We start from the raw sequence: 19,862 nt of genomic DNA, 5'->3' as shown, positions 1-19,862 counted from the left end.
GATCGCCGCCGCGGGACACGGTTTGCACCTCGCCCTCCGTGATCACTCGTCTACTGCGTGAAGGCGCCCTTGTGGCGCCGCGTATAACGGGCTCTATAATTTCGGCTTGAATCGTTTGCAGGGATTTTCATGCCTACCAACCCCTTCGTCAGCCTGTTCGGCCGTTCACCCATCGGTCCGATGCAGCAGCACATCGCGAAGTCACACGAATGTGCCGCGTGTCTGGTTCCGTTCTTCGAGGCCGTCATGGTGGAGGACTGGGCGCGTGTCGAGCAGATCCAGCGCGAAATGTCGTCACTGGAACGCGAGGCCGACAAGCTCAAGAAAGACGTCCGCCAGCACCTGCCGAAAAGCCTGTTCTTGCCCGTGCCCCGGTCGGATCTGCTCGAACTGCTGAGTGTACAGGACAAGATTGCCAACCGTGCCAAGGATATCGCCGGTCTCATGCTTGGGCGCTGCATGACGGTGCCGGAGGGGTTGCAGCCGCAGATGCGGATCTACGTGCAGCGCTCCGTCGACGCCAGTGCGCAGGCGCTCAAGGCCATGCGGGAACTCGATGCGTTGCTCGAGGCCGGTTTCGCCGGACGCGAGGCAACACTCGTCGAAAATATGATTCTTGAACTGGATGACCTCGAGGACGAGACCGATCGGCTGCAGGTCGAGGTACGCCGCGCCCTGTTCAAGCTGGAAAAGGAACTCCCTCCGGTCGATGTGATGTTCCTCTACCGGATCATCGACTGGGTCGGTGACGTTGCCGACCGCGCTCAGCGGGTGGGCAACCGCCTGGAACAATTGCTGGCGCGCTGACGCCAGCTGTCTTACTGCCAAACGGAAATTCCCTTTTATGTCTTGGATCGTGGATTACGGCTTCGTACTCCTGGTGATGGCCTGCCTGTTCGGTTTTTTCATGGCCTGGGGGGTCGGCGCGAACGACGTCGCCAACGCCATGGGTACGTCGGTAGGCTCCAAAGCGCTCACCATCAAACAAGCCATCCTCGTTGCGATGGTGTTCGAGTTCTGCGGTGCCTATCTGGCCGGGGGAGAGGTCACCGAGACCATCAAGAACGGCATCGTCGATGCCAATGTGATCCCGCCGGACCTGTTCGTACTGGGCATGATGTCCGCGTTATTGGCGGCGGGAACGTGGCTGATGATCGCATCGATACGCGGCTGGCCCGTTTCGACCACCCATTCCATCGTCGGCGCCATTATCGGCTTTGCCTCGGTCGGTATCTCGCTCGATGCCGTCAATTGGGGTGGCCTCGTGCCGATCGTGTCGAGCTGGGTCGTGACGCCGTTCATTTCTGGTGTGATCGCGTTCTTCATCTTCCGCAGCGTGCAGTGGTTGATCATCGATACGGATGAACCCTTCCGCAATGCCAAGCGCTGGGTGCCCGTGTACATGTTCCTGACCGGCTTCATGCTGGCGCTGATGACGTTCACCAAGGGTCTGAAGCATGTCGGATTGTCCTTTACGACGTCCCAGGGCGTTGCGCTCGCCGTGCTCGTTGGCCTGGTCGTGGCGGGCATCGGCATGCTGCTGTTGCGCCGGATCAAGGCCGATGCCGACGCGGATCGTACGTTCCATTACGCGAGCGTGGAGCGTGTCTTCGCGGTGCTGATGATCTTCACGGCATGTTCCATGGCCTTCGCGCACGGGGCGAGTGACGTTTCGAACGCAGTCGGTCCGTTGGCTGCGGTTGTCGGCGTGATCGAAGCCGGTGGCGACATGGTGCTGGGTGGACGTTCGGCCGTTCCAGGCTGGGTCCTGCTACTGGGCGCCGTTGGCATCGTGATTGGTCTGGCGACCTACGGATGGCGAGTGATCGCCACGATCGGCAAGGGCATCACCGAGCTGACGCCGAGCCGCGGTTTCGCTGCCGAGTTGGCAACGGCAGGTACCGTCGTGGCGGCATCGGGCGTCGGCTTGCCGGTTTCGACGACACATACCCTGGTGGGCGCCGTATTGGGTATCGGTATCGCGCGTGGTATTGGCGCTCTCAACCTGTCGGTGGTTGGCCGCATCTTCACATCCTGGGTCATTACCCTGCCCGTGGGTGCGGTCCTGGCGATCATTTATCTCGAGATCTTCAGCTTCATTTTCCTTTGAGGTGTTGGCCCGGCGCCGCTCATGCGGCACGCCGGGCGCTCGTTCCGTCTTTGAGCGGTTGCACGCTTCGGTTTGGACTTTCATGATGGAAGGCCGAACGGAGAGCCGCCATGCCGATTCCCTCGCTGAAAACGCAATTTGCCGAGCTCATCGCTGCGCCTTCCGTGAGCTGTACGCAGCCGGAGTGGGATCAGAGCAACCTGGCAGTCGTTGAGCTCCTTGCGACATGGCTGGGTGACTTGGGCTTCGCCTGCGATATCCAGACGGTATTGCCTGGCAAGTACAATCTTGTCGCGACCCGCGGGACGGGGCCGGGCGGGCTGATCCTCGCCGGGCACACCGATACCGTGCCGTTCGATGCTGAGCTGTGGAAGACTGACCCGCTGCGCCTGAGCGAAGAGGGCGACCGTTGGGTCGGGTTGGGCGTGTGCGACATGAAGGGTTTCTTCGCGCTCGCTATCGAGGCGGCGAAGACGCTTCTCGATCAGCCGTTCAAGCAGCCGCTGATCATCCTCGCGACCTGCGATGAGGAAAGCTCGATGTCCGGTGCCCGAGCGTTGGCAGAGGCGGGCAGGCCGCGGGCGCGTGCCGCCGTCATAGGCGAGCCCACGGCCTTGCGTCCGATCCGCCTGCACAAGGGCATCATGATGGAGCGGATCGATATCCTTGGGCAGAGCGGGCATTCATCCGATCCGACCCTTGGCCACTCGGCAATGGAAGCCATGCACGACGTGATGGGCGCACTCATGGGCCTGCGTCGCGAATGGCAAACGGCCTATCGCAACCCGCTGTTCCATGTCCCGCATCCGACGTTGAACCTGGGCTGCATACATGGTGGCGACAATCCGAACCGAATCTGCGGGCAATGCTCGCTGGAGTTCGATCTGCGGCCGCTGCCCGGCATGGCGACCGAGGCGCTCCGGGCCGCAATCCGCGAGCGTTTGCAGCCTATCGCCGAGCAGCATCACGTCGCTATCGACTTCGCGCCGCTGTTTCCCGCCGTTTCGTCATTCGAGCAGGATGCACGTGCCGAACTCGTCCGTATTGCGGAACGTCTGACCGGGCATGACGCACAAGCGGTGGCATTTGCCACGGAAGCGCCGTATTTTCAGTCCCTTGGGTGCGAGACGCTCGTGCTTGGCCCAGGCGATATAGACTGCGCGCATCAACCCGGGGAATACCTGGAGTTGGCGCGGATCGACCCGATGGTTCGCGTCCTGCGCGACCTGATCCGGCATTACTGCCTCTAACGTCCGAGGAGTCCGCGTTCCGTGCTGCGACGATGATGATCACCTGGCCCGCTTGCCTGAGCGGTAGGGCTACGGCCCATGCCTCCCGCACCGGCGGGGGAGAACCTGACCTGAACAGAACGCGTCCATGCTCGAATACGTCAATTGGCTCCGTCATTCCACGCCCTACATCAACTCGCACCGTGACCGGACATTCGTCGTCATGCTGCCTGGAGAGGGCGTCGTCCATCCCAACTTCGGCAATATCGTTCACGACCTCGTGCTCCTGCACAGTCTTGGCGTGCGGCTGGTACTCGTTCATGGCTCACGCCCGCAGATTGGGGAGCGCCTGGCGGCTCGCGGAATTGAACCCCGTTACTACCGCGACCTGCGCATTACCGACACACCGACGCTGGAATGCGTGATCGACGCGGTGGGCACCCTGCGTATCGCCATCGAAGCGCGGTTGTCCATGGACATGGCTGCCTCGCCCATGCAGGGCGCCCGTCTACGCGTTACCACCGGCAACTATGTGACGGCGCGGCCGATTGGCGTGGTGGACGGTGTGGATTTCCACCACACCGGCGAAGTCCGCCGCCTCGACCGCAAGGGCATCGGCCGGCAGCTCGACGAGCGCAATATCGTGCTGCTTTCGCCGCTGGGCTATTCGCCTACGGGCGAGGTGTTCAATTTGGCCTGTGAGGACGTCGCCATGCGCGCGGCCGTCGACCTGGGTGCGGACAAGCTCATCCTGTTCGGCGCCGAGCCGGGGCTGATGGATGAGGCAGGGAACCTGATTCGCGAGCTGAGCCCGCAACAGGTGCCTGCCCACGTACAGCGCCTGGGCGCCGGCAATTATCAGGGCGAATTGCTCGACGCGGCGGGCCAGGCCTGCAGGGCCGGTGTGAAGCGCAGCCATGTAGTGAGCTATGCGATCAACGGTTCGCTGCTGACCGAGCTGTTCACCCGCGACGGTGGCGGCACGCTGGTGGATCAGGAGCAATTCGAGCAGATCCGCGAAGCAACCATCCAGGACGTCGGTGGCCTGATCGATCTCATCACACCGCTCGAAGAGCAGGGCATTCTGGTGCGTCGTTCCCGGGAGGTGCTTGAGCGCGAAATCGAACAGTTCACCATTGTCGAGCGTGATGGCTTGATCATCGCCTGTGCGGCGCTGTATCCCATTGCAGATTCCGATGCGGGCGAGCTGGCGTGCCTGGCTGTCAACCCGGAATATCGCCACGGCGGCCGGGGCGATGAGCTGCTCGAGCGTATCGAAGCCCGTGCTCGCGCCAAAGGCCTCCGAACGCTCTTCGTACTCACCACCCGCACTGCGCACTGGTTCCGTGAGCGCGGCTTCGAGCCGAGTGGTGTCGAGCGCCTGCCCGCTGCAAGGGCGTCGCTGTACAACTTCCAGCGCAACTCCAAGATATTCGAGAAAGGGCTCTAGCGAGCGGCGGAGCCACTCATCTGCCGACCTGCGGCATCGAACCTTGGCGCTTCGGTTGCTCTCCAATGAGTAACATCCCGTTACGACAGGCGTGACGGGAGTTCAGAGCATAGGGAAGGTAGCAATCATGGGCTTAGGTACGATTCTGCTGATCGTGTTGCTGATCATTCTGATCGGTGGCCTGCCGGTCTTTCCGCATTCCCGGAGCTGGGGCTATGGCCCGTCCGGCATCGTCGGGACCATTCTCATCATCGTGCTGATCCTGGTCTTGCTGGGGCGCATATAGCGCGGTTCGGGCTCTACGAAAAACAGCCGCATTAGCGGCTGTTTTTCTATCTGACAGGCAGGCGGTACGGCACCCTCGCGTCAGTTCGCCACCGACAGGATGCTCGCCTGGTAGGCCGCCACGAAGGTATCGAAGTCGCCTTCGTCCTGGCGCTCCGTCTCGGCCTGCTGCTCGATCGATTCCTGTGCCATCACTTCGAACCGACGCTGCTGTTCCGCATCGAGGGGGTTGCTGCGGAAGTACGCCGCATGCGCCTCGCTCTGACGCAGGGAAAATTGCGTGAACGTCTCGCCATGCTGGCGCATTTCGCGCAACACGCGGGCGGACGGCGTCAGTTCCGGATCGTCGACCTTCGCGCGCTGCGCAGCCAGAGCGGTCGCATGGCCATCACCCCCTTCGGCACGGTCGAGCATCTGCGCCACAGGTGTGATCGCGTCGAGTAGCTCGTCGGCCCATTGTTTGAGGCCGATGGTCTCGCCGCGGCGCCGGAGCGTCAGGCCGGGTTTGCGGCCTTGCTCGACGACCGAAAGGAAGTTGTCGGAGCACGCCGCGCAATCACCATCTTCGAGTAGTGGACTGTCGTTCAACGCGCAGAACAGCAGGAAGCTGTCGAGGAAACGCGCGGCGTCGAGGTCGATGCCGGTCGGCAGGAATGGGTCGATGTCGATGCAGCGAACTTCGATGTACTGGATACCGCGGGTCCGCAACGCCTGGATCGGCCGCTCGCCGCTGCGCGCGACGCGTTTGGGTCGGATGCTTGAGTAGTACTCGTTCTCGATCTGGATGATGTTCGTGTTGAGCTGGACCCACTCACCGTTCTGCTTGGTTCCGGCCTCGACATAGGGCGCGTAGGGCGTCGACACGGCCTTTCGCAGACTGGACAGGTAGCTTTCCAGATTGTTGTAGCACGGCGTCAGGCCCTTCTGCGCATTGCTCTGGTAGCCGAGATCGCTCATGCGCAAGCTGGTCGCGTAGGGCAGGTACAGTGTGTCGGCGTCGAAGGTTTCAAGGCTGTGTGGGTTACCGCGCAGGAAATTCTTGTCCAGCGCAGGCGATGCGCCAAAGAGGTACATCAGCAGCCAGCTGTAGCGACGGAAATTGCGGATCAACGCAATGTAGCGTTCGGACTGGAACGTCTGGGCATCGGCTTCGCTGCCTTCTTCATCACGCAGCAATGCCCAGATGTCCTCGGACAGGGAGAAGTTGTAGTGGATGCCGGCAATGCACTGCATCGTCTTGCCGTAGCGCAGCGCGAGGCCCTTGCGGTAAACGTGCTTAAGGCGACCAATTAGCGATTCGCCGTAATAAGCGATCGGGATGTCGGCTTCTTCCGGCAGCGGGCACGGCATGGACGGGCTCCACAGCAGCTCGCCGTCGAGCTTGCTGTAGACGAACCGGTGAATCTGCTCCAGCTGCTCCAGCGTTTGTGCAGGTAGGTGGCTTGTGGGCGTAATGAATTCCAGCAGCGCTTCGGCATAGTCCGTCGTGATGCGGTCATGGGTCAGCGTTGAGCCCAGCGCGGCAGGGTGTGCGGTCAGCGCCAGCGTGCCGTTGGGATTGACGCGTAGCGTCTCACGTTCGATTCCATGCTGGCCTTGGACGAGCAGTGGCAGGTTGGCAGGCGTGCCTAGCAGTGCCAGGCGACGAGAAAGAAGCTCGTTCAAGATGTGTATTCCTTCCGCAGCGGGCCCCACAAGATGGGGGCCGATCCGCCACACTACAAGTCGGTTGCACGGAACACGGTGTCCGCACGGACTGCACAGCATGCTCGCCACTGGGGCGCGCGCGCAATATCGAAATGAGGCGTTTCGCTCGGGCCTCCGTCGTGTCACCGACAAGCGGCCAGGCCCGGGCGTTCAGTGGGTCAACTGACCACGGCAAAGGTGGACTGTGCGAGGGCGACGAGCTTGCCGTTCTGCTCGACCCGCGCTTCGAGCACCTGGGTCTTGCGCCCGGCATGCAGGACCTTGGCAATGCAGGTCAGATCGCCTTCAGTCACCGGGCGAATGTAATTGACCTTGCACTCGAGCGTGACGCTACTGGGTGTGCCATCGGTCAGGCTGTGACTGGCCTGCCCAAGAGTAGTGTCGATGAGCGAGAAGAGGGCGCCACCGTGGAGCTTGCCGTGCAGGTTGGTCAGTTCGTCCTTCATGCTCATGTGGATCTCGGCTTCGCCGTTTTCCGCGCGCACGATCTTCAGGCCCAGCAAGCGCCCGAAGGCACTGCTGGCACCGATGGATTCCTTTTGCAGGCTCATGTCACTTCCTCAGCTGCTTGGCGTTCGCGAACAGAGCCGCCATGCCGCCGTTGGCGGGTGCGGGCTTGTCCTGACGGGAATGGCGTTCGCTGCGCGGGGCCTGGCCCTGACGGCCGCCTTTGGTTCGCTCTGCCTTGTCGCCGGACGGCGACGCACCAGGGGTGTCGCTCATGCGCATGGTCAGACCAACGCGATTGCGTGGAATATCCACTTCCATGACCTTCACCTTGACGATGTCACCGGCTTTCACGACTTCGCGCGGATCCTTCACGAACTTCTCTGAAAGCGCGCTGATGTGCACCAGGCCGTCCTGGTGGACACCGATATCGACAAACGCACCGAAGTTAGTGACGTTAGTCACGACGCCCTCGAGCGTCATGCCGGGTTTGAGGTCCTTGAGCGTTTCGACGCCATCCTGGAACTCGGCCGTCTTGAACTCGGGGCGCGGGTCGCGGCCAGGCTTGTCGAGTTCGCCGAGAATGTCGGTCACGGTGGGCAGGCCGAAGGTTTCGTCGGTGAACTGCTTGGGATCGAGCCGCTTGAGGAAGGCCGTGTCACCGATCAGCGAGCGGATGTCGCGTCCGGTGTCGGTCGCGATGCGCTGTACGAGCGGGTAGGTTTCCGGGTGAACCGCCGAGGCATCCAGCGGGTTGTCACCGTTCATGACGCGCAGGAAGCCGGCTGCCTGTTCGAACGTCTTGTCACCCAGGCGAGGCACTTTCTTGAGCGCTGCGCGGCTGGTGAAGGCGCCATTGGCATCCCGGAACTGCACGATGTTCTGCGCCAGCGTGGCATTCAGGCCTGAGATGCGCGCCAGAAGCGCGGCAGAAGCCGTATTCACGTCGACGCCGACGGCGTTCACGCAGTCTTCCACCACGGCATCGAGCGAGCGAGCCAGTTTCAACTGAGAAACGTCGTGCTGGTACTGGCCGACGCCAATCGACTTCGGGTCGATCTTCACCAGCTCGGCCAATGGGTCCTGCAGGCGGCGTGCAATGGAGACGGCGCCGCGCAGCGACACGTCGAGGTCCGGGAATTCCCTGGCAGCCAGCTCCGACGCCGAGTACACCGATGCGCCAGCTTCGCTGACCATGATTTTGGTGAGCTTGAGACCGGGCACCTGTTTGATGAGGTCCGCTGCGAGCTTGTCGGTCTCACGGCTGGCGGTGCCATTGCCGATGGCGATGAGGTCGACGCCGTGCTTAGCGCAGAGCTTGGCCAGCACGGCGAGGGTGCCGTTCCAGTCGTTGCGGGGTGCGTGGGGGTACACCGTCGCGGTATCCAGGAGCTTGCCAGTGGTATCGACGACCGCAACCTTGCAGCCGGTACGCAGGCCAGGGTCGAGCGCCAATGTGGCGCGTGGTCCGGCGGGCGCGGCGAGCAGCAGGTCATGCAGGTTACGAGCGAACACGCTGATCGCTTCATCTTCGGCGCTATCGCGTACTTCGCCGAGCAGGTCGGTTTCCAGCGCGGTGTAAAGCTTGACCTTCCAGGTCCAGCGGACGACTTCGGAAAGCCATTTGTCTGCGGCGCGGCCCCGGTTGGCGATGCCGAAGCGTTCGCCAATCATGACTTCGCACGGGTGCATGGTGCCGGGCGCTTCTTCGCCGACCTTGAGCGCTACGCTCAGAATGCCTTCGTTACGACCGCGGAAGATGGCGAGCGCGCGATGCGACGGCACGTTCTTGAGCGGCTCGTCATGCTCGAAATAATCGCTGAACTTCGCACCTTCGGCTTCCTTGCCAGCGGTTACGCGGGCCGCCAGGGTGGCATTGTCCTTGAGGAAACCCCGCAGCTGCGCGAGCAGGTCGGCATCTTCGGCAAAGCGTTCCATCAGGATGTACTTGGCGCCTTCGAGCACGGCCTTGATATCGGCAAAACCCTTCTCGGCATCGACGAAGCGCTCGGCTTCCTGCTCGGGTACCAGGGCGGCATCTGCGAACAACGCGTCGGCCAGCTCACCGAGCCCGGCTTCGAGAGCGATCTGACCCTTGGTGCGGCGCTTCTGCTTGTAGGGCAGATAGAGGTCTTCCAGGCGGGTCTTGGTGTCGGCGAGGTTGATCTCGCGTGCCAGCTCCGGCGTCAGCTTTCCCTGTTCCTCGATGCTGGCCAGAATGCTGGCGCGACGCTCATCCAACTCGCGCAGGTAGCGCAGGCGCTCTTCCAGGGTACGCAGTTGCGTGTCGTCGAGACTGCCGGTGACTTCCTTCCGGTAGCGAGCGATGAAGGGTACGGTGGAGCCTTCATCGAGCAGGGCTACGGCGGCGGCGACCTGTTGCGGGCGAACACCCAGTTCTTCGGCGATGCGCGTGTTGATGCTGTCCATGAAAAAACCTGGTTGGAGGAACGAAGCGGGCAAAAGCGCCCTCTGAGCCGTTCAGGGTGGTTGCGGATACCAAGCAGGCAGGGTTCGGCAGCCACGAACGACGCTAAAGGCGCGGGAGTATACCGGCGCGTTTCGCACAGGTCAGGCGCCATCGGGCAGCACGGCTTCGTTAGTAAATAGATGGCACGAGCGTAAAATCTGTTAACAATGGCCGGGAACGCCGCCATTTTGGCTACGTCATAATGCCGGCATCTCTGAATGGGAGTTCCTATGAGCAACAGCACCCCGGTAGCCGAGGGCGAGAAAATCCTGGTAGTCGATGACGACGCGCGTCTGCGTCGGCTGCTCGAACGCTTTCTGGACGAGCAGGGTTATCGCGTCCGTGCCGTCGAAAATACCGAGCAGATGGATCGTCTGCTGGCCCGCGAGCTGTTCCATATCATCGTGCTCGACCTGATGATGCCGGGCGAAGACGGCCTGTCTGCCTGCAAGCGCCTGCGTGAATCGAACAATCAGGTACCGATCATCATGCTCACCGCCAAGGGCGACGAGGGCAGCCGCATCCAGGGTCTGGAAGGCGGCGCCGATGATTACCTGGCCAAGCCCTTCAATCCACGTGAGCTGCTGGCGCGGGTGAAGGCCGTCCTGCGCCGGCAGGCACCCGTCGTGCCCGGTGCGCCGGCGAGCGAAGACGCCACGGTGACGTTCGGCGACTATGCCCTGTCGCTGGCGACCCGTGAGCTTCGCAAGGGCGATGAAGTCCATATGCTGACCACCGGCGAGTTCGCCGTGCTCAAGGCGCTGGTGCAACATGCCCGTGAACCGTTGACCCGTGACAAGCTCATGAACCTGGCCCGCGGCCGGGAATGGGACGCCCTGGAGCGCTCGATCGACGTTCAGATATCCCGCCTGCGCCGCCTGATCGAGCCCGACCCGTCCAAGCCGCGCTACATCCAGACCGTCTGGGGCGTTGGCTATGTGTTCGTGCCGGACGGCAACAAGTGAAATCCACCCCTGGCTCGGCGCGCGGCTTGTCGCGCGCCGCAGCGCGGGCTGAGTCATCGTCGGGCCCGCTACGCACCGCATGAAAACCCCCCTCTGGTTCCCTCAAAGCTTTTTCGCCCGGACGCTCTGGCTGGTTCTGGTCGTCGTGCTGTTCTCGAAGGCACTGACGCTGGTCTACCTCATGGCCAACGAGGACATGATCGTCGACCGCCAGTACAGCCATGGGGCGGGGCTGACCCTGCGTGCCTACTGGGCAGCCAGCCCTGAGGACAGGCCCCAGATCGCCAAGGCGGCGGGCCTCAAGGTCGAATCGCGCGAGGCCGTTCCTCCGGGCGAGTATCATTGGCCATACAGTCCGATCTTCGAGCAGCAGATGCAGGCGGAGCTCGGACCTGAGACCCAAGTGCGTTATCGCATCCAGAGCCCTCCAAGCCTTTGGGTCTACGCGCCGAATCTTGGCCCCGACTGGATCAAGGTGCCCATGTACCCCCATCCGCTGCGTGGCCAGCGGATCTGGAGCGTGTTGGGCTGGTTCTTCGGCATTGGCTTCCTGTCGACGGCGGCGGCGTGGATCTTCGTTCGCCAGCTCAACGCCCCACACAAACGTCTGGTGAACGCGGCGCGCGAATTCGGCCAGGGCCGGCGGGTGCGCTTGCCGGTCAGCGATACGCCGAGCGAGATGGCCGATCTGTACCGGGCGTTCAACCAGATGTTCGAAGACATCGAGCAGGCCGCGCAGGAACGGGAACTCATGCTGGCCGGTGTTTCCCATGACCTGCGCACACCGCTGACCCGTCTGCGTCTGTCACTTGAGCTCATGAGCACCGACAACGAGCTCACTGAAGACATGGTTCGCGACATCGAGGACATGGACCAGATCCTCGATCAGTTCCTGGCCTTCGTTCGGGACGGCCGAGACGAACCCGTGGAAACCGGGGACCTGGATGCGCTCATCCGTGAGGTGGCGGCGCCTTACAACAGCAATGAAACGCAAGTCCGGCTCTTCCTGGAGCCGCTGCCGTTGTTTCCCCTGCGCCGGGTTTCGATGAAGCGCTTACTGGTCAACCTCATCGAAAACGCGCTCAACCATGGTGGTGCCAACGGCGTGGAAGTCGCGGCGTTCGTGTCTGGCGACTCCAGCGCGCCGTATATCGTGCTGAGCGTTCTCGACCGCGGCGCCGGGATCGAGCCGGCCGAGCTGGAAAGCATCTTCAACCCCTTCACCCGCGGCGACCGTGCGCGCAGCAGCAAGGGCACCGGCCTGGGGCTGGCCATCGTCAAACGTATCGCGTCGCTTCATGGTGGCAGTGTCGAGCTGCGCAACCGCTCAGGCGGGGGGCTGGAGGCCCGGGTGCTATTGCCGGTTGGGCTCATGCTCCCGCGGGGTGCGGCGTAACACCGAAATTCAGGCGATATCAGGGGCGTGGTGCAGCGTAACGAGGGTGCAATGGGCTACGCTTAGCGCATCTGCCGCTGCGCTGCGGCACTGCGACGGCTGATAGGACGATGCAACAAATCGAGGCCCTATCACTCATAGCAGCATTGCCTTTTCAGCAGGAGACACTGCCCTCATGACGACGCTGCTCTTCTACCGCGACATCAAGGCGCTGAATCGCGACGAACATAAATCGCTTCGGCTCAAGCCGGTGGAAAACAGCGCGTTCGCGTCGGGCATGCATCTGGTGCCGTTGGCAGGGCTCGAATTCTTCCATGCGGCTCGGCACTACCCCATCGTGTTCATCGGTGACCGGGCGGACCCCACGCCGATTGCGTTGCTCGGCCTTGAGAAGGGCCACAATGGCTATCTGGACGATGCGCAACAATGGCAGCCCAACACCTATATTCCCGCCTTTGTCCGACGCTATCCATTCGTGCTGGCACAGGACGGTGCGCAGAATTTCACCGTGTGCCTGGATGCAGCGTATGAGGGCTGGAACGAATCCGAAGGCAAAGCATTGTTCGAGGCGGACGGCAGCAACAGCGCCTTCCTGGACGAGATGATTGGCTTCCTGCAGAACTTCACGAAGGAAATGGAGCGCACCCGGCTATTCGTCGAGACGCTCAAGCGACTCGATCTGCTGGAGCCTCGTTCACTCAAGCTCACCCATCGCAGCGGTAATCAGTTCGTGCTGAGCGACTTCCAGGCGGTCAACGAGGAGCGATTCCTGGCGCTGGCAGATGACCAGGTACTCGAACTGAATCGCCATGGCTTCCTGGGTTGGGTCTACGCTCACCTGATGTCGCTCGGCAATGCCAACCAGCTGTTCGAGCACTACCTCGCCACCAAGCGCCGCCCGAGCAATACAACGCGACACTGAGCTGCGATCAGACGTTACCAGCTGAGCCGGCCGGCCTTCAGGAGCGCGCGCTTTCCGTAGGGCCACGCATGGTTTTCACTGCCGTGCCCGACAGGCAGACCGCGGTAAAGCGGAATGCCGAGCGGGGCGAGGTGCTCGGCCACGATGGTTTCCAGACTGTGCGCGACATTGCGGCGCGGGCAATCGGTAAAGTGCCCGAGGCAGACGGCCGCAATACGTGTCGGATCGAGTTCTCGCAGCACCTGGTAAAGGCTGCGTTCTAGCCGGTAGTACGCTTCGCCGACGTCTTCCAGCAGCAGGATGGCTTGCTCCGGGACGTATAGCCCGTCATCCGAACCGCAGGCGCTCGCCAGGGCGGTGAGATTGCCGCCGATCAGCTCGCCTTCCGCCGCATGGTCGGGGCCGGCGATATGCTCAAGGTCGAAATGGCCCGTGCCCGTCGATAGCAGAGCCTGCAACGACGCCAGTGAACCTTCCCGTTCGACACGTTCGGTTTCGTCTTCCGGCACGGGCTGGCCCAGGGCGCCAGCCTGGGGGCCGTGAATCGCCGGCAGGCCATGCCGATGGAAGGCACTCAGCAGTACCGAGACATCGGAAAACCCCATCAGTGGGCGCGCCGAGGCCTGCTGGAGCCTGGGCCAATCGATGCCGGGCAGAAGCTGGGCGCAACCGTAGCCGCCACGAAGCGTCCACACGGCGGTCACGTCCGGCGCCTCGAAGGCCGCATGCAGGTCCGACAGGCGCTGTTCTGTGGTTCCGGCCAGGTAGCGATGCCGCGCCCGCACGTGTTCGCCGAGCCAATAGCCGATGTTCAGCTCGTCGAGGCGCCGTAGGGTGTTGTCCAGCACGGTTTCATCGATTGCCGACGCTGGCGTGATGAGGGCGACCTTGCCGGGCAGGCTGAAGCGCTCGTACATCAGCCCTTCCCTCGCGTGCGGGTCAGGCCGTGTTCGGCGTTCTTTTCCAGGTATTCGATCATCATGCTGGCCACGTCCTTGCCGGTGGTCGTCTCGATCCCTTCCAGGCCGGGCGAGGAGTTGACCTCCATGACCAGCGGGCCGTGGTTGGAGCGCAGGATGTCGACACCGGCCACGTTCAGACCCATTACCTTGGCTGCACGGATGGCCGTAGAGCGCTCTTCAGGGGTGATCTTGATGAGGCTCGCCGTGCCGCCACGATGCAGGTTCGAGCGAAACTCACCGGGAGGCGCCTGACGCTTCATGGAGGCGATGACCTTGTCGCCCACGACGAAGCAGCGGATGTCCGCACCGCCCGCCTCGCGGATGTACTCCTGCACCATGATGTTGTGCTTGAGACCCATGAAGGCTTCCAGCACCGATTCGGCCGCTTTCTCCGTTTCGCACATCACCACGCCGATGCCCTGAGTGCCTTCGAGCAGCTTGATTACCAGCGGTGCGCCGCCGACCATCTCGATGAGGTCAGGCACGTCGTCTGGCGAATGGGCGAAGCCGGTGACCGGCAGGCCTATGCCTTTGCGCGATAGCAATTGCAGCGAACGCAGCTTGTCTCGTGAACGGCTGATCGCGACCGATTCGTTCAGGGGGAAAACGCCCATCATTTCAAACTGCCGCAATACAGCGCAGCCATAGAAGGTCACGGATGCACCGATGCGCGGGATCACCGCATCGAAGCCCTCCAGCGGCTTGCCTCGATAGTGGATCTGCGGCTTGTGGCTCGCGATGTTCATGTAGGCGCGCAGCGTATCGATGACGCGCACTTCATGGCCGCGCTGTTCGCCGGCCTCGATGAGGCGGCGCGTGGAATACAGGCGCGGGTTACGCGACAAAATGGCGATCTTCATTGGGCACCGGACGGAGTGGAGAGCAGAGGTTTGTCTTGTACGTATTTGAGGGCCGGATTGACCACCAACTGGCCCGCAATCAGCGCTTTCGAGCCTAGCAGAACGCGGTACTGCATAGTCTTTCGGCTCGCGAGCGTAAACTCTACGGGCCAGCTTCGATCACCGAGCGTCAACAATGTTCGGATCACATGACGTTTCTGGGCGTGGCCGTTGGAACTCTTGATTGTTTTGACCGCAACCAGCTCCGCCTCGCACCGGTGACGCCGCTGCACTTGCGTACCGATGTAGGCGGTGAATCTCACCCAGGCTCGACCGTCCCGTTCGAATTCCACGATATCGCTGGCGTGCAACGCTGACGTGCTGGCCCCGGTGTCGATCTTGGCCCGTAGGCCCACCATGCCCAGGTCAGGCAGGTTGATCCATTCGCGCAGCCCGATCACGGACAGATGGTCGAAAGTCTTCACGATAAGGTTCCGTCGGGCTATTTGTCATACGGGCCAAAACACGATCCTGTGCAGGCTGCGTGACGGTTCTACATTCACGCTCATGCCTCTGACCATCACGGCGGATCAGGATGCGTCCGCTCCGGTCGGCGTTCGCCGTTTGCGGCGGCGCGCGTTTCGTGCTGCGATGCGCATATATCACGTCACGGGATGCTGCATGAGCGAAAAGAGCGATGGCAAGGTTCGCCTCGATAAATGGCTATGGGCGGCGCGCTTCTACAAGACGCGTGCCTTGGCCAAAGAGGCAATCGAAGGCGGTAAGGTGCACTGTGGTGGGGACCGTTGCAAGCCCAGCAAGGAGCCCAGAATCGGCGAAGAGTTGACGCTGCGGACCGGGTTCGATGAACGCAGGGTCGTGGTCAAGGCCCTATCGTCCGTCAGGCGTGGCGCGCCCGAGGCGCAGACACTCTACGAAGAGACTGAAGAGAGCATTCGCAAGCGCGAGCAGGCCGCGGCCATGCGCAAGGCGGGCGCTATCGGCGTGCAGACCGAAGGCAGGCCGACCAAGAAGCAGCGGCGGCAGCTTTACTACCTGCGGGGCGGCACCGGCGAATGGCAGGACGACGAGGCGTAGCGTGTCTGTCATGAAACGGTAACGTGGCAACAGTTGAATGGGTCGCAGCAAAGCGGGGCGTCTTCGGATGAGCCCCGCGTGTCGTCAAAGCGACCGGCACTCTTGTCTTGTCGCTATCGGCGCTTTGGCTTAGCGGCCGGTGGCTTGCTCTTGTTCGAAGACAGCCATGGCGCGGATGCCGGGAATATAGCCAGCCAAGGCGACGAAGGGCTTTGCACACCATTCAAGGCCATTGGCGACGTATGCGCCGATTGGCGTGAAGTAGCCCCAGGCCACAGAGAGCAGCGCGATGGTCAGACCGCTGGCGAAGTCATCACTGAACCAGTGCGCGCCTGCGACAAGCCTGGGCAAGCAGAACAACAGGGCGAGCATGATGAACAGCATGCGCTTGCCGCCCTGACAGAACATCGCCATGAACAGGCCCCAGGTCAGCAGCACCGATGCATGGTCGCCCGGAAAGCTCTTGCTGGAACGATCCTTGATCTCGAGCAGGCGCTCGAACATCGGAAATTGTTGGCTCAGGAAGTGTGCGCCGGGAAGCTGGTCTGACGGGCTCGCATGCTGCCAACCTACGGCTTCGCCGACTTTCGTGAAGACTACACGGACCACGACAAGGACCAGCAGCACGCCGAGGAAAATGAAGAGGGCACGGCGAACGCCGCTGCGGGGAAAGACCCAGTCCTCGCGAATGAACAGCAGCAGCATCAATCCGCCAACGACCACGTCCCAGACGCGGGTGCTGGCAAGTGCCCACGTGACGTCCCAGGCGTCATTGTGGCCCAGTGATCCGTTCAGCAGGTGGAATGCGCCCACGTCGGCGGCGTCCCACAGAGAGCGAGTCGGCGACCAGAGCCAGCTGGCCATGACCAGGACGGCCAGGGCATGAAGCGCCAGCCACGACGCGGGGCGCCAGCGCGAATCGGGTGTTTGTAACATTGAGCGGTCCTGCCTGAACAAAACTGAGCCGGCCATGATAGGGAGCTAACGATCCACGTTCAGGTCAGCTGTTTCGCCTGTTCAGGCGCCGTTCAGATATGCCCGACACAAGGCCTTTTTCGGGATACGAAAACCATTGCTGCAGAAGATACCCGGTGCTTGGTCGGGGCCCGCTTTGCGCCTAAAATTGGCCGCTATTTCAAATAGCCAGCGAGACCGGCATGTCCGATATCACCCAACGTTTTCTGTTCGACGAGACCGATGTCCGTGGCGAATTGGCCACCCTCGGCGAAAGCTATCGGCATGTACTCGCCAAGCATCCCTACCCGGAGCCGGTTGCGCAGTTGCTCGGCGAGCTGCTTGCAGCAGCGTCGTTGCTTGTCGGGACGTTGAAGTTCGACGGCTTGCTCGTGCTGCAGGCGCGTTCTTCAGGCGCTGTGCCATTGATCATGGTGGAGTGCTCGAGCGACCGGGAGGTTCGCGGGATCGCGCGCTACCACGCCGAGCAGATCGAGCCCGATGCGGGCATGCGTCAGTTGATGCCCGAAGGTGTACTGACCCTCACGGTCGATCCGCGCGATGGCCAGCGTTATCAGGGCATCGTGCCGCTGGAAGGGAATGACCTCTCTGAGTGCCTGACCGGCTATTTCGCGAATTCCGAACAGCTGCCGACGCGGTTCTGGTTGCGGGCTGACGGTCGTCAGGCGCGCGGTCTTCTATTACAGGCGTTGCCAGCGGACCGTCAGAAGGATCCACAGGAGCGCGCCAACAATTGGGAGCACCTGACCACGCTTGCCGACACGCTGACAACGGAAGAGCTGCTCGGTCTGGATAACGAGACGATCCTCCATCGTCTCTATCACGAAGAAGCGGTGCGGCTCTTCGATCCGCTCGCGCTGCGCTTCGAATGCAGCTGCTCGCGCGAGCGATCGGCAAATGCGCTCGTCAGCCTGGGCAAGGCCGACGCTGAAGCGCTGGTGGAAGAGAGCGGCGGCACCGTCACGATTGACTGCCAGTTCTGTAACCAGCGCTATGAATTCGATGCGGCGGATGTCGCCCAATTGTTCGCCGGCGGCGGCAGCCAGGCCCCATCCCAGACACGTCATTGACCGCTCGCGTCGCGCCCAGATGATTGTCTGCTTGGGCAGATGGCACTGTGGTGTGACGCGCTTCAAAAAGCGCTGCGGGCATCGGAACCTTTTGTCGATTCATAGGCTCCTACCCATCACGTCCATTTCTGGCATAATCCAGCGCACTTTTGTGCTTGTAGCCCGGCGCTGTCTTGGCTACAGCTCGCTTAAAAAATCGGCCGTTAGCCGATGGGGAACTCACATGACGCAAGCCACCGTGTATACCGACATCAGCGCCGCCCAGCTCGCCGAAGAGGCGATCCGTCGCGGCGAGGGTAAACTTGCCGCCAATGGCTCGCTGGTCGTGGAAACAGGCCACCGTACCGGCCGTTCGCCTGCCGACCGCTTCATTGTCGAAGAGTCCGGCACCCAGTCGCAGATCGCCTGGGGCAGCATCAACCGCCCTTTCTCCGCCGAGAAGTTCGATGCGCTCTGGGACCGCGTAAAGGCGTTCAATGATGCTCAGGAGCACTTCGTCTCCCATGTGCATGTAGGTTCCTCCGAAGATCACTACCTCGCGGTCAAGATGACTACCGCGACTGCCTGGCAGAACCTGTTCGGCCGTTGCCTGTTCATCAACCCCGAGACCTACAACCCGCGCGGTAACGAAGAGTGGCAGGTTCTGAACGTCGCCAACTTCGAATGCGTTCCCGAGCGTGACGGCACCAACTCCGACGGTTGCGTCATCATCAACTTCGCGGCCAAGAAGGTCCTCATCGCCGGCATGCGCTACGCCGGTGAAATGAAGAAGGCCATGTTCTCGGTCCAGAACTTCCTGCTCCCCGACGCCGACGTCCTGCCGATGCACTGTGCCGCGAACATTGGCGAAGACGGCGACGTCACGCTGTTCTTCGGCCTGTCGGGCACTGGCAAGACCACCCTCTCCGCTGACCCGAGCCGTTACCTGATCGGTGACGACGAGCACGGTTGGGGCACGGGCGTCGTTTTCAACATGGAAGGGGGTTGCTACGCGAAGTGCATCGACCTGTCCGAGAAGAATGAGCCGGTCATCTGGAATGCCATCCGCTTCGGCGCCGTTCTTGAGAACGTCGTACTGGATGAAAACCGCGTCCCGAACTATGCCGATGACAGCCTGACCCAGAACAGCCGTGCGGCTTACCCGCTGGAGTTCGTCGAGAAGCGTTCGGACAAGAACCTCGGTGGTGAGCCTAACGCTGTCATCTTCCTGACGTGCGACCTGACCGGTGTTCTGCCTCCTGTGTCGATCCTGAATAACGAGCAGGCTGCCTACCACTTCCTGTCGGGCTATACCGCGCTGGTTGGCTCCACGGAAATGGGCTCGGGCGCTGGTATCAAGTCCACTTTCTCCACCTGCTTCGGCGCGCCGTTCTTCGCCCGCCCGGCGGGTGTCTATGCCGAGCTGCTGATCAAGCGTATTCAGGCCTTCGGTTCCAAGGTGTACCTCGTGAACACCGGCTGGACCGGCGGTGGTTACGGCGTTGGCAAGCGCTTCAGCATCCCGACCACTCGTGGCGTCATCGCTGCCATCCAGAGCGGTGCGCTGGTCGGTGCAGAAACCGAACACCTGCCAATCATAAATCTGGACGTGCCAAAAGCAGTCCCGGGTGTCGATACCGAGCTGCTCAACCCACGTAACACCTGGGCAGACAAAAACGCCTACGATGAAGCCGCCAAAGGCCTCGCCAAGCTGTTTATCGACAACTTCCAGAAGTTCGACGTATCCGAGTCTATCAAGGCCGCCGGTCCGCAGCTGTAAGCCGCAACGTCGTGAAAGAGCCGCCTTCGGGCGGCTTTTTCGTTTCTAGTCCTCGTCATTCTCTATACGTCCTGATATGCCACCCAATGGATGGGCGCGCTCAAGCAAACATACGGATTAAAGGGTGCAGGCTGGCGTGCTGGGCGCTTTGAGACGGCGCCGAGGGCCAGGCAGGGCT

General features: G+C 62.1%; 18 protein-coding genes. 11 read left to right on the top strand and 7 right to left on the bottom strand.

Going from position 1 to position 19,862, the window contains the following annotated elements; genetic code table 11:
- Positions 1-129: 129 nt before the first annotated feature.
- The 5 genes from ACY8D3_RS18770 to ACY8D3_RS18750 all read left to right on the top strand — a co-directional run bounded on the left by ACY8D3_RS18770 (position 130) and on the right by ACY8D3_RS18750 (position 5,075).
- Positions 130-807, top strand: coding sequence for a TIGR00153 family protein (locus tag ACY8D3_RS18770; protein WP_462380336.1), 678 nt, complete (start codon positions 130-132; stop codon positions 805-807).
- A 37-nt stretch (positions 808-844) separates the two neighbouring features.
- Complete coding sequence (locus tag ACY8D3_RS18765) at positions 845-2,110, top strand: inorganic phosphate transporter (RefSeq protein ID WP_462380335.1); 1,266 nt, start codon at positions 845-847, stop codon at positions 2,108-2,110.
- A 110-nt stretch (positions 2,111-2,220) separates the two neighbouring features.
- A complete protein-coding gene (gene argE, locus ACY8D3_RS18760) occupies positions 2,221-3,360 on the top strand; it encodes an acetylornithine deacetylase (protein ID WP_462380333.1) in 1,140 nt (379 codons plus the stop codon).
- A gap of 127 nt (positions 3,361-3,487) precedes the next feature.
- Entirely contained in the window at positions 3,488-4,789 is a 1,302-nt protein-coding gene (gene argA / locus ACY8D3_RS18755) for an amino-acid N-acetyltransferase (protein ID WP_462380332.1), read from the top strand.
- 127 nt (positions 4,790-4,916) lie between these two features.
- Positions 4,917-5,075, top strand: a complete 159-nt coding sequence (locus ACY8D3_RS18750; protein ID WP_462380331.1) for a DUF3309 family protein — start codon at positions 4,917-4,919, stop codon at positions 5,073-5,075.
- 80 nt (positions 5,076-5,155) lie between these two features.
- On the opposite strand, the gene gshA is transcribed toward ACY8D3_RS18750, so the two are convergent.
- The 3 genes from gshA to ACY8D3_RS18735 all read right to left on the bottom strand — a co-directional run bounded on the left by gshA (position 5,156) and on the right by ACY8D3_RS18735 (position 9,658).
- Positions 5,156-6,739 carry a glutamate--cysteine ligase gene (gene gshA, locus ACY8D3_RS18745; protein WP_462380330.1) on the bottom strand — a complete coding sequence of 528 codons (1,584 nt, stop codon included), beginning with the start codon at positions 6,737-6,739 and terminating at the stop codon, positions 5,156-5,158.
- Between the two features lie 200 nt (positions 6,740-6,939).
- Positions 6,940-7,332: a PaaI family thioesterase gene (locus ACY8D3_RS18740; protein WP_462380329.1), complete on the bottom strand. Its 393-nt coding sequence runs from the start codon at positions 7,330-7,332 to the stop codon at positions 6,940-6,942.
- Position 7,333: 1 nt separating this feature from the next.
- The gene (locus ACY8D3_RS18735) at positions 7,334-9,658 is read right to left on the bottom strand and encodes a Tex family protein (protein ID WP_462380328.1); all 2,325 of its coding nucleotides are present in this window, start codon (positions 9,656-9,658) and stop codon (positions 7,334-7,336) included.
- A 270-nt stretch (positions 9,659-9,928) separates the two neighbouring features.
- Between ACY8D3_RS18735 and ompR the strand changes: the two genes are divergently transcribed.
- From ompR to ACY8D3_RS18720, 3 genes are all read left to right on the top strand, one after another.
- Positions 9,929-10,663, top strand: a complete 735-nt coding sequence (gene ompR / locus ACY8D3_RS18730) for an osmolarity response regulator transcription factor OmpR (RefSeq protein WP_462380327.1) — start codon at positions 9,929-9,931, stop codon at positions 10,661-10,663.
- Between the two features lie 79 nt (positions 10,664-10,742).
- A complete protein-coding gene (locus ACY8D3_RS18725) occupies positions 10,743-12,059 on the top strand; it encodes an ATP-binding protein (protein ID WP_462380326.1) in 1,317 nt (438 codons plus the stop codon).
- Between the two features lie 175 nt (positions 12,060-12,234).
- Positions 12,235-12,981 (top strand): SapC family protein, encoded by a 747-nt coding sequence (locus tag ACY8D3_RS18720; protein WP_462380325.1) that lies wholly within the window; start codon positions 12,235-12,237, stop codon positions 12,979-12,981.
- Between the two features lie 14 nt (positions 12,982-12,995).
- On the opposite strand, the gene ACY8D3_RS18715 is transcribed toward ACY8D3_RS18720, so the two are convergent.
- From ACY8D3_RS18715 to rimB, 3 genes are read right to left on the bottom strand one after another with little or no spacing between them, the layout of a single operon-like run.
- On the bottom strand, positions 12,996-13,898 hold the full coding sequence (locus ACY8D3_RS18715; protein WP_462380324.1) for a S66 peptidase family protein: 903 nt from the start codon (positions 13,896-13,898) through the stop codon (positions 12,996-12,998).
- On the bottom strand, positions 13,898-14,803 hold the full coding sequence (rimK, locus tag ACY8D3_RS18710) for a 30S ribosomal protein S6--L-glutamate ligase (protein ID WP_462380323.1): 906 nt from the start codon (positions 14,801-14,803) through the stop codon (positions 13,898-13,900). Before rimK ends, ACY8D3_RS18715 begins: the two co-directional genes overlap by 1 nt.
- Positions 14,800-15,267: a retropepsin-like aspartic endopeptidase RimB gene (rimB, locus tag ACY8D3_RS18705; RefSeq protein ID WP_462380322.1), complete on the bottom strand. Its 468-nt coding sequence runs from the start codon at positions 15,265-15,267 to the stop codon at positions 14,800-14,802. The genes rimK and rimB overlap by 4 nt, the downstream gene beginning before the upstream one ends.
- Before the next feature lie 196 nt (positions 15,268-15,463).
- Here rimB and hslR point away from each other — a divergent pair, with 196 nt between their 5' ends.
- A complete protein-coding gene (gene hslR, locus ACY8D3_RS18700; RefSeq protein ID WP_462380321.1) occupies positions 15,464-15,880 on the top strand; it encodes a ribosome-associated heat shock protein Hsp15 in 417 nt (138 codons plus the stop codon).
- Positions 15,881-16,009: 129 nt separating this feature from the next.
- Here the strand turns inward: hslR and ACY8D3_RS18695 are convergent, their stop codons facing one another.
- On the bottom strand, positions 16,010-16,816 hold the full coding sequence (locus tag ACY8D3_RS18695; RefSeq protein ID WP_462380320.1) for a phosphatase PAP2 family protein: 807 nt from the start codon (positions 16,814-16,816) through the stop codon (positions 16,010-16,012).
- A gap of 221 nt (positions 16,817-17,037) precedes the next feature.
- On the opposite strand from ACY8D3_RS18695, the gene hslO reads away from it, so the two are divergent.
- Together hslO and ACY8D3_RS18685 are read left to right on the top strand one after the other, a co-directional pair.
- Entirely contained in the window at positions 17,038-17,925 is an 888-nt protein-coding gene (gene hslO / locus ACY8D3_RS18690; protein WP_462380319.1) for an Hsp33 family molecular chaperone HslO, read from the top strand.
- 223 nt (positions 17,926-18,148) lie between these two features.
- Positions 18,149-19,684 (top strand): phosphoenolpyruvate carboxykinase, encoded by a 1,536-nt coding sequence (locus tag ACY8D3_RS18685; RefSeq protein WP_462380318.1) that lies wholly within the window; start codon positions 18,149-18,151, stop codon positions 19,682-19,684.
- Positions 19,685-19,862 lie beyond the last annotated feature (178 nt).

The sequence above is a fragment of the Pseudomonas sp. Marseille-QA0892 genome (assembly GCF_054950135.1).
Note: the sequence above shows the minus strand (reverse complement) of the source record. Positions and strands in the feature narration are given on the sequence as shown.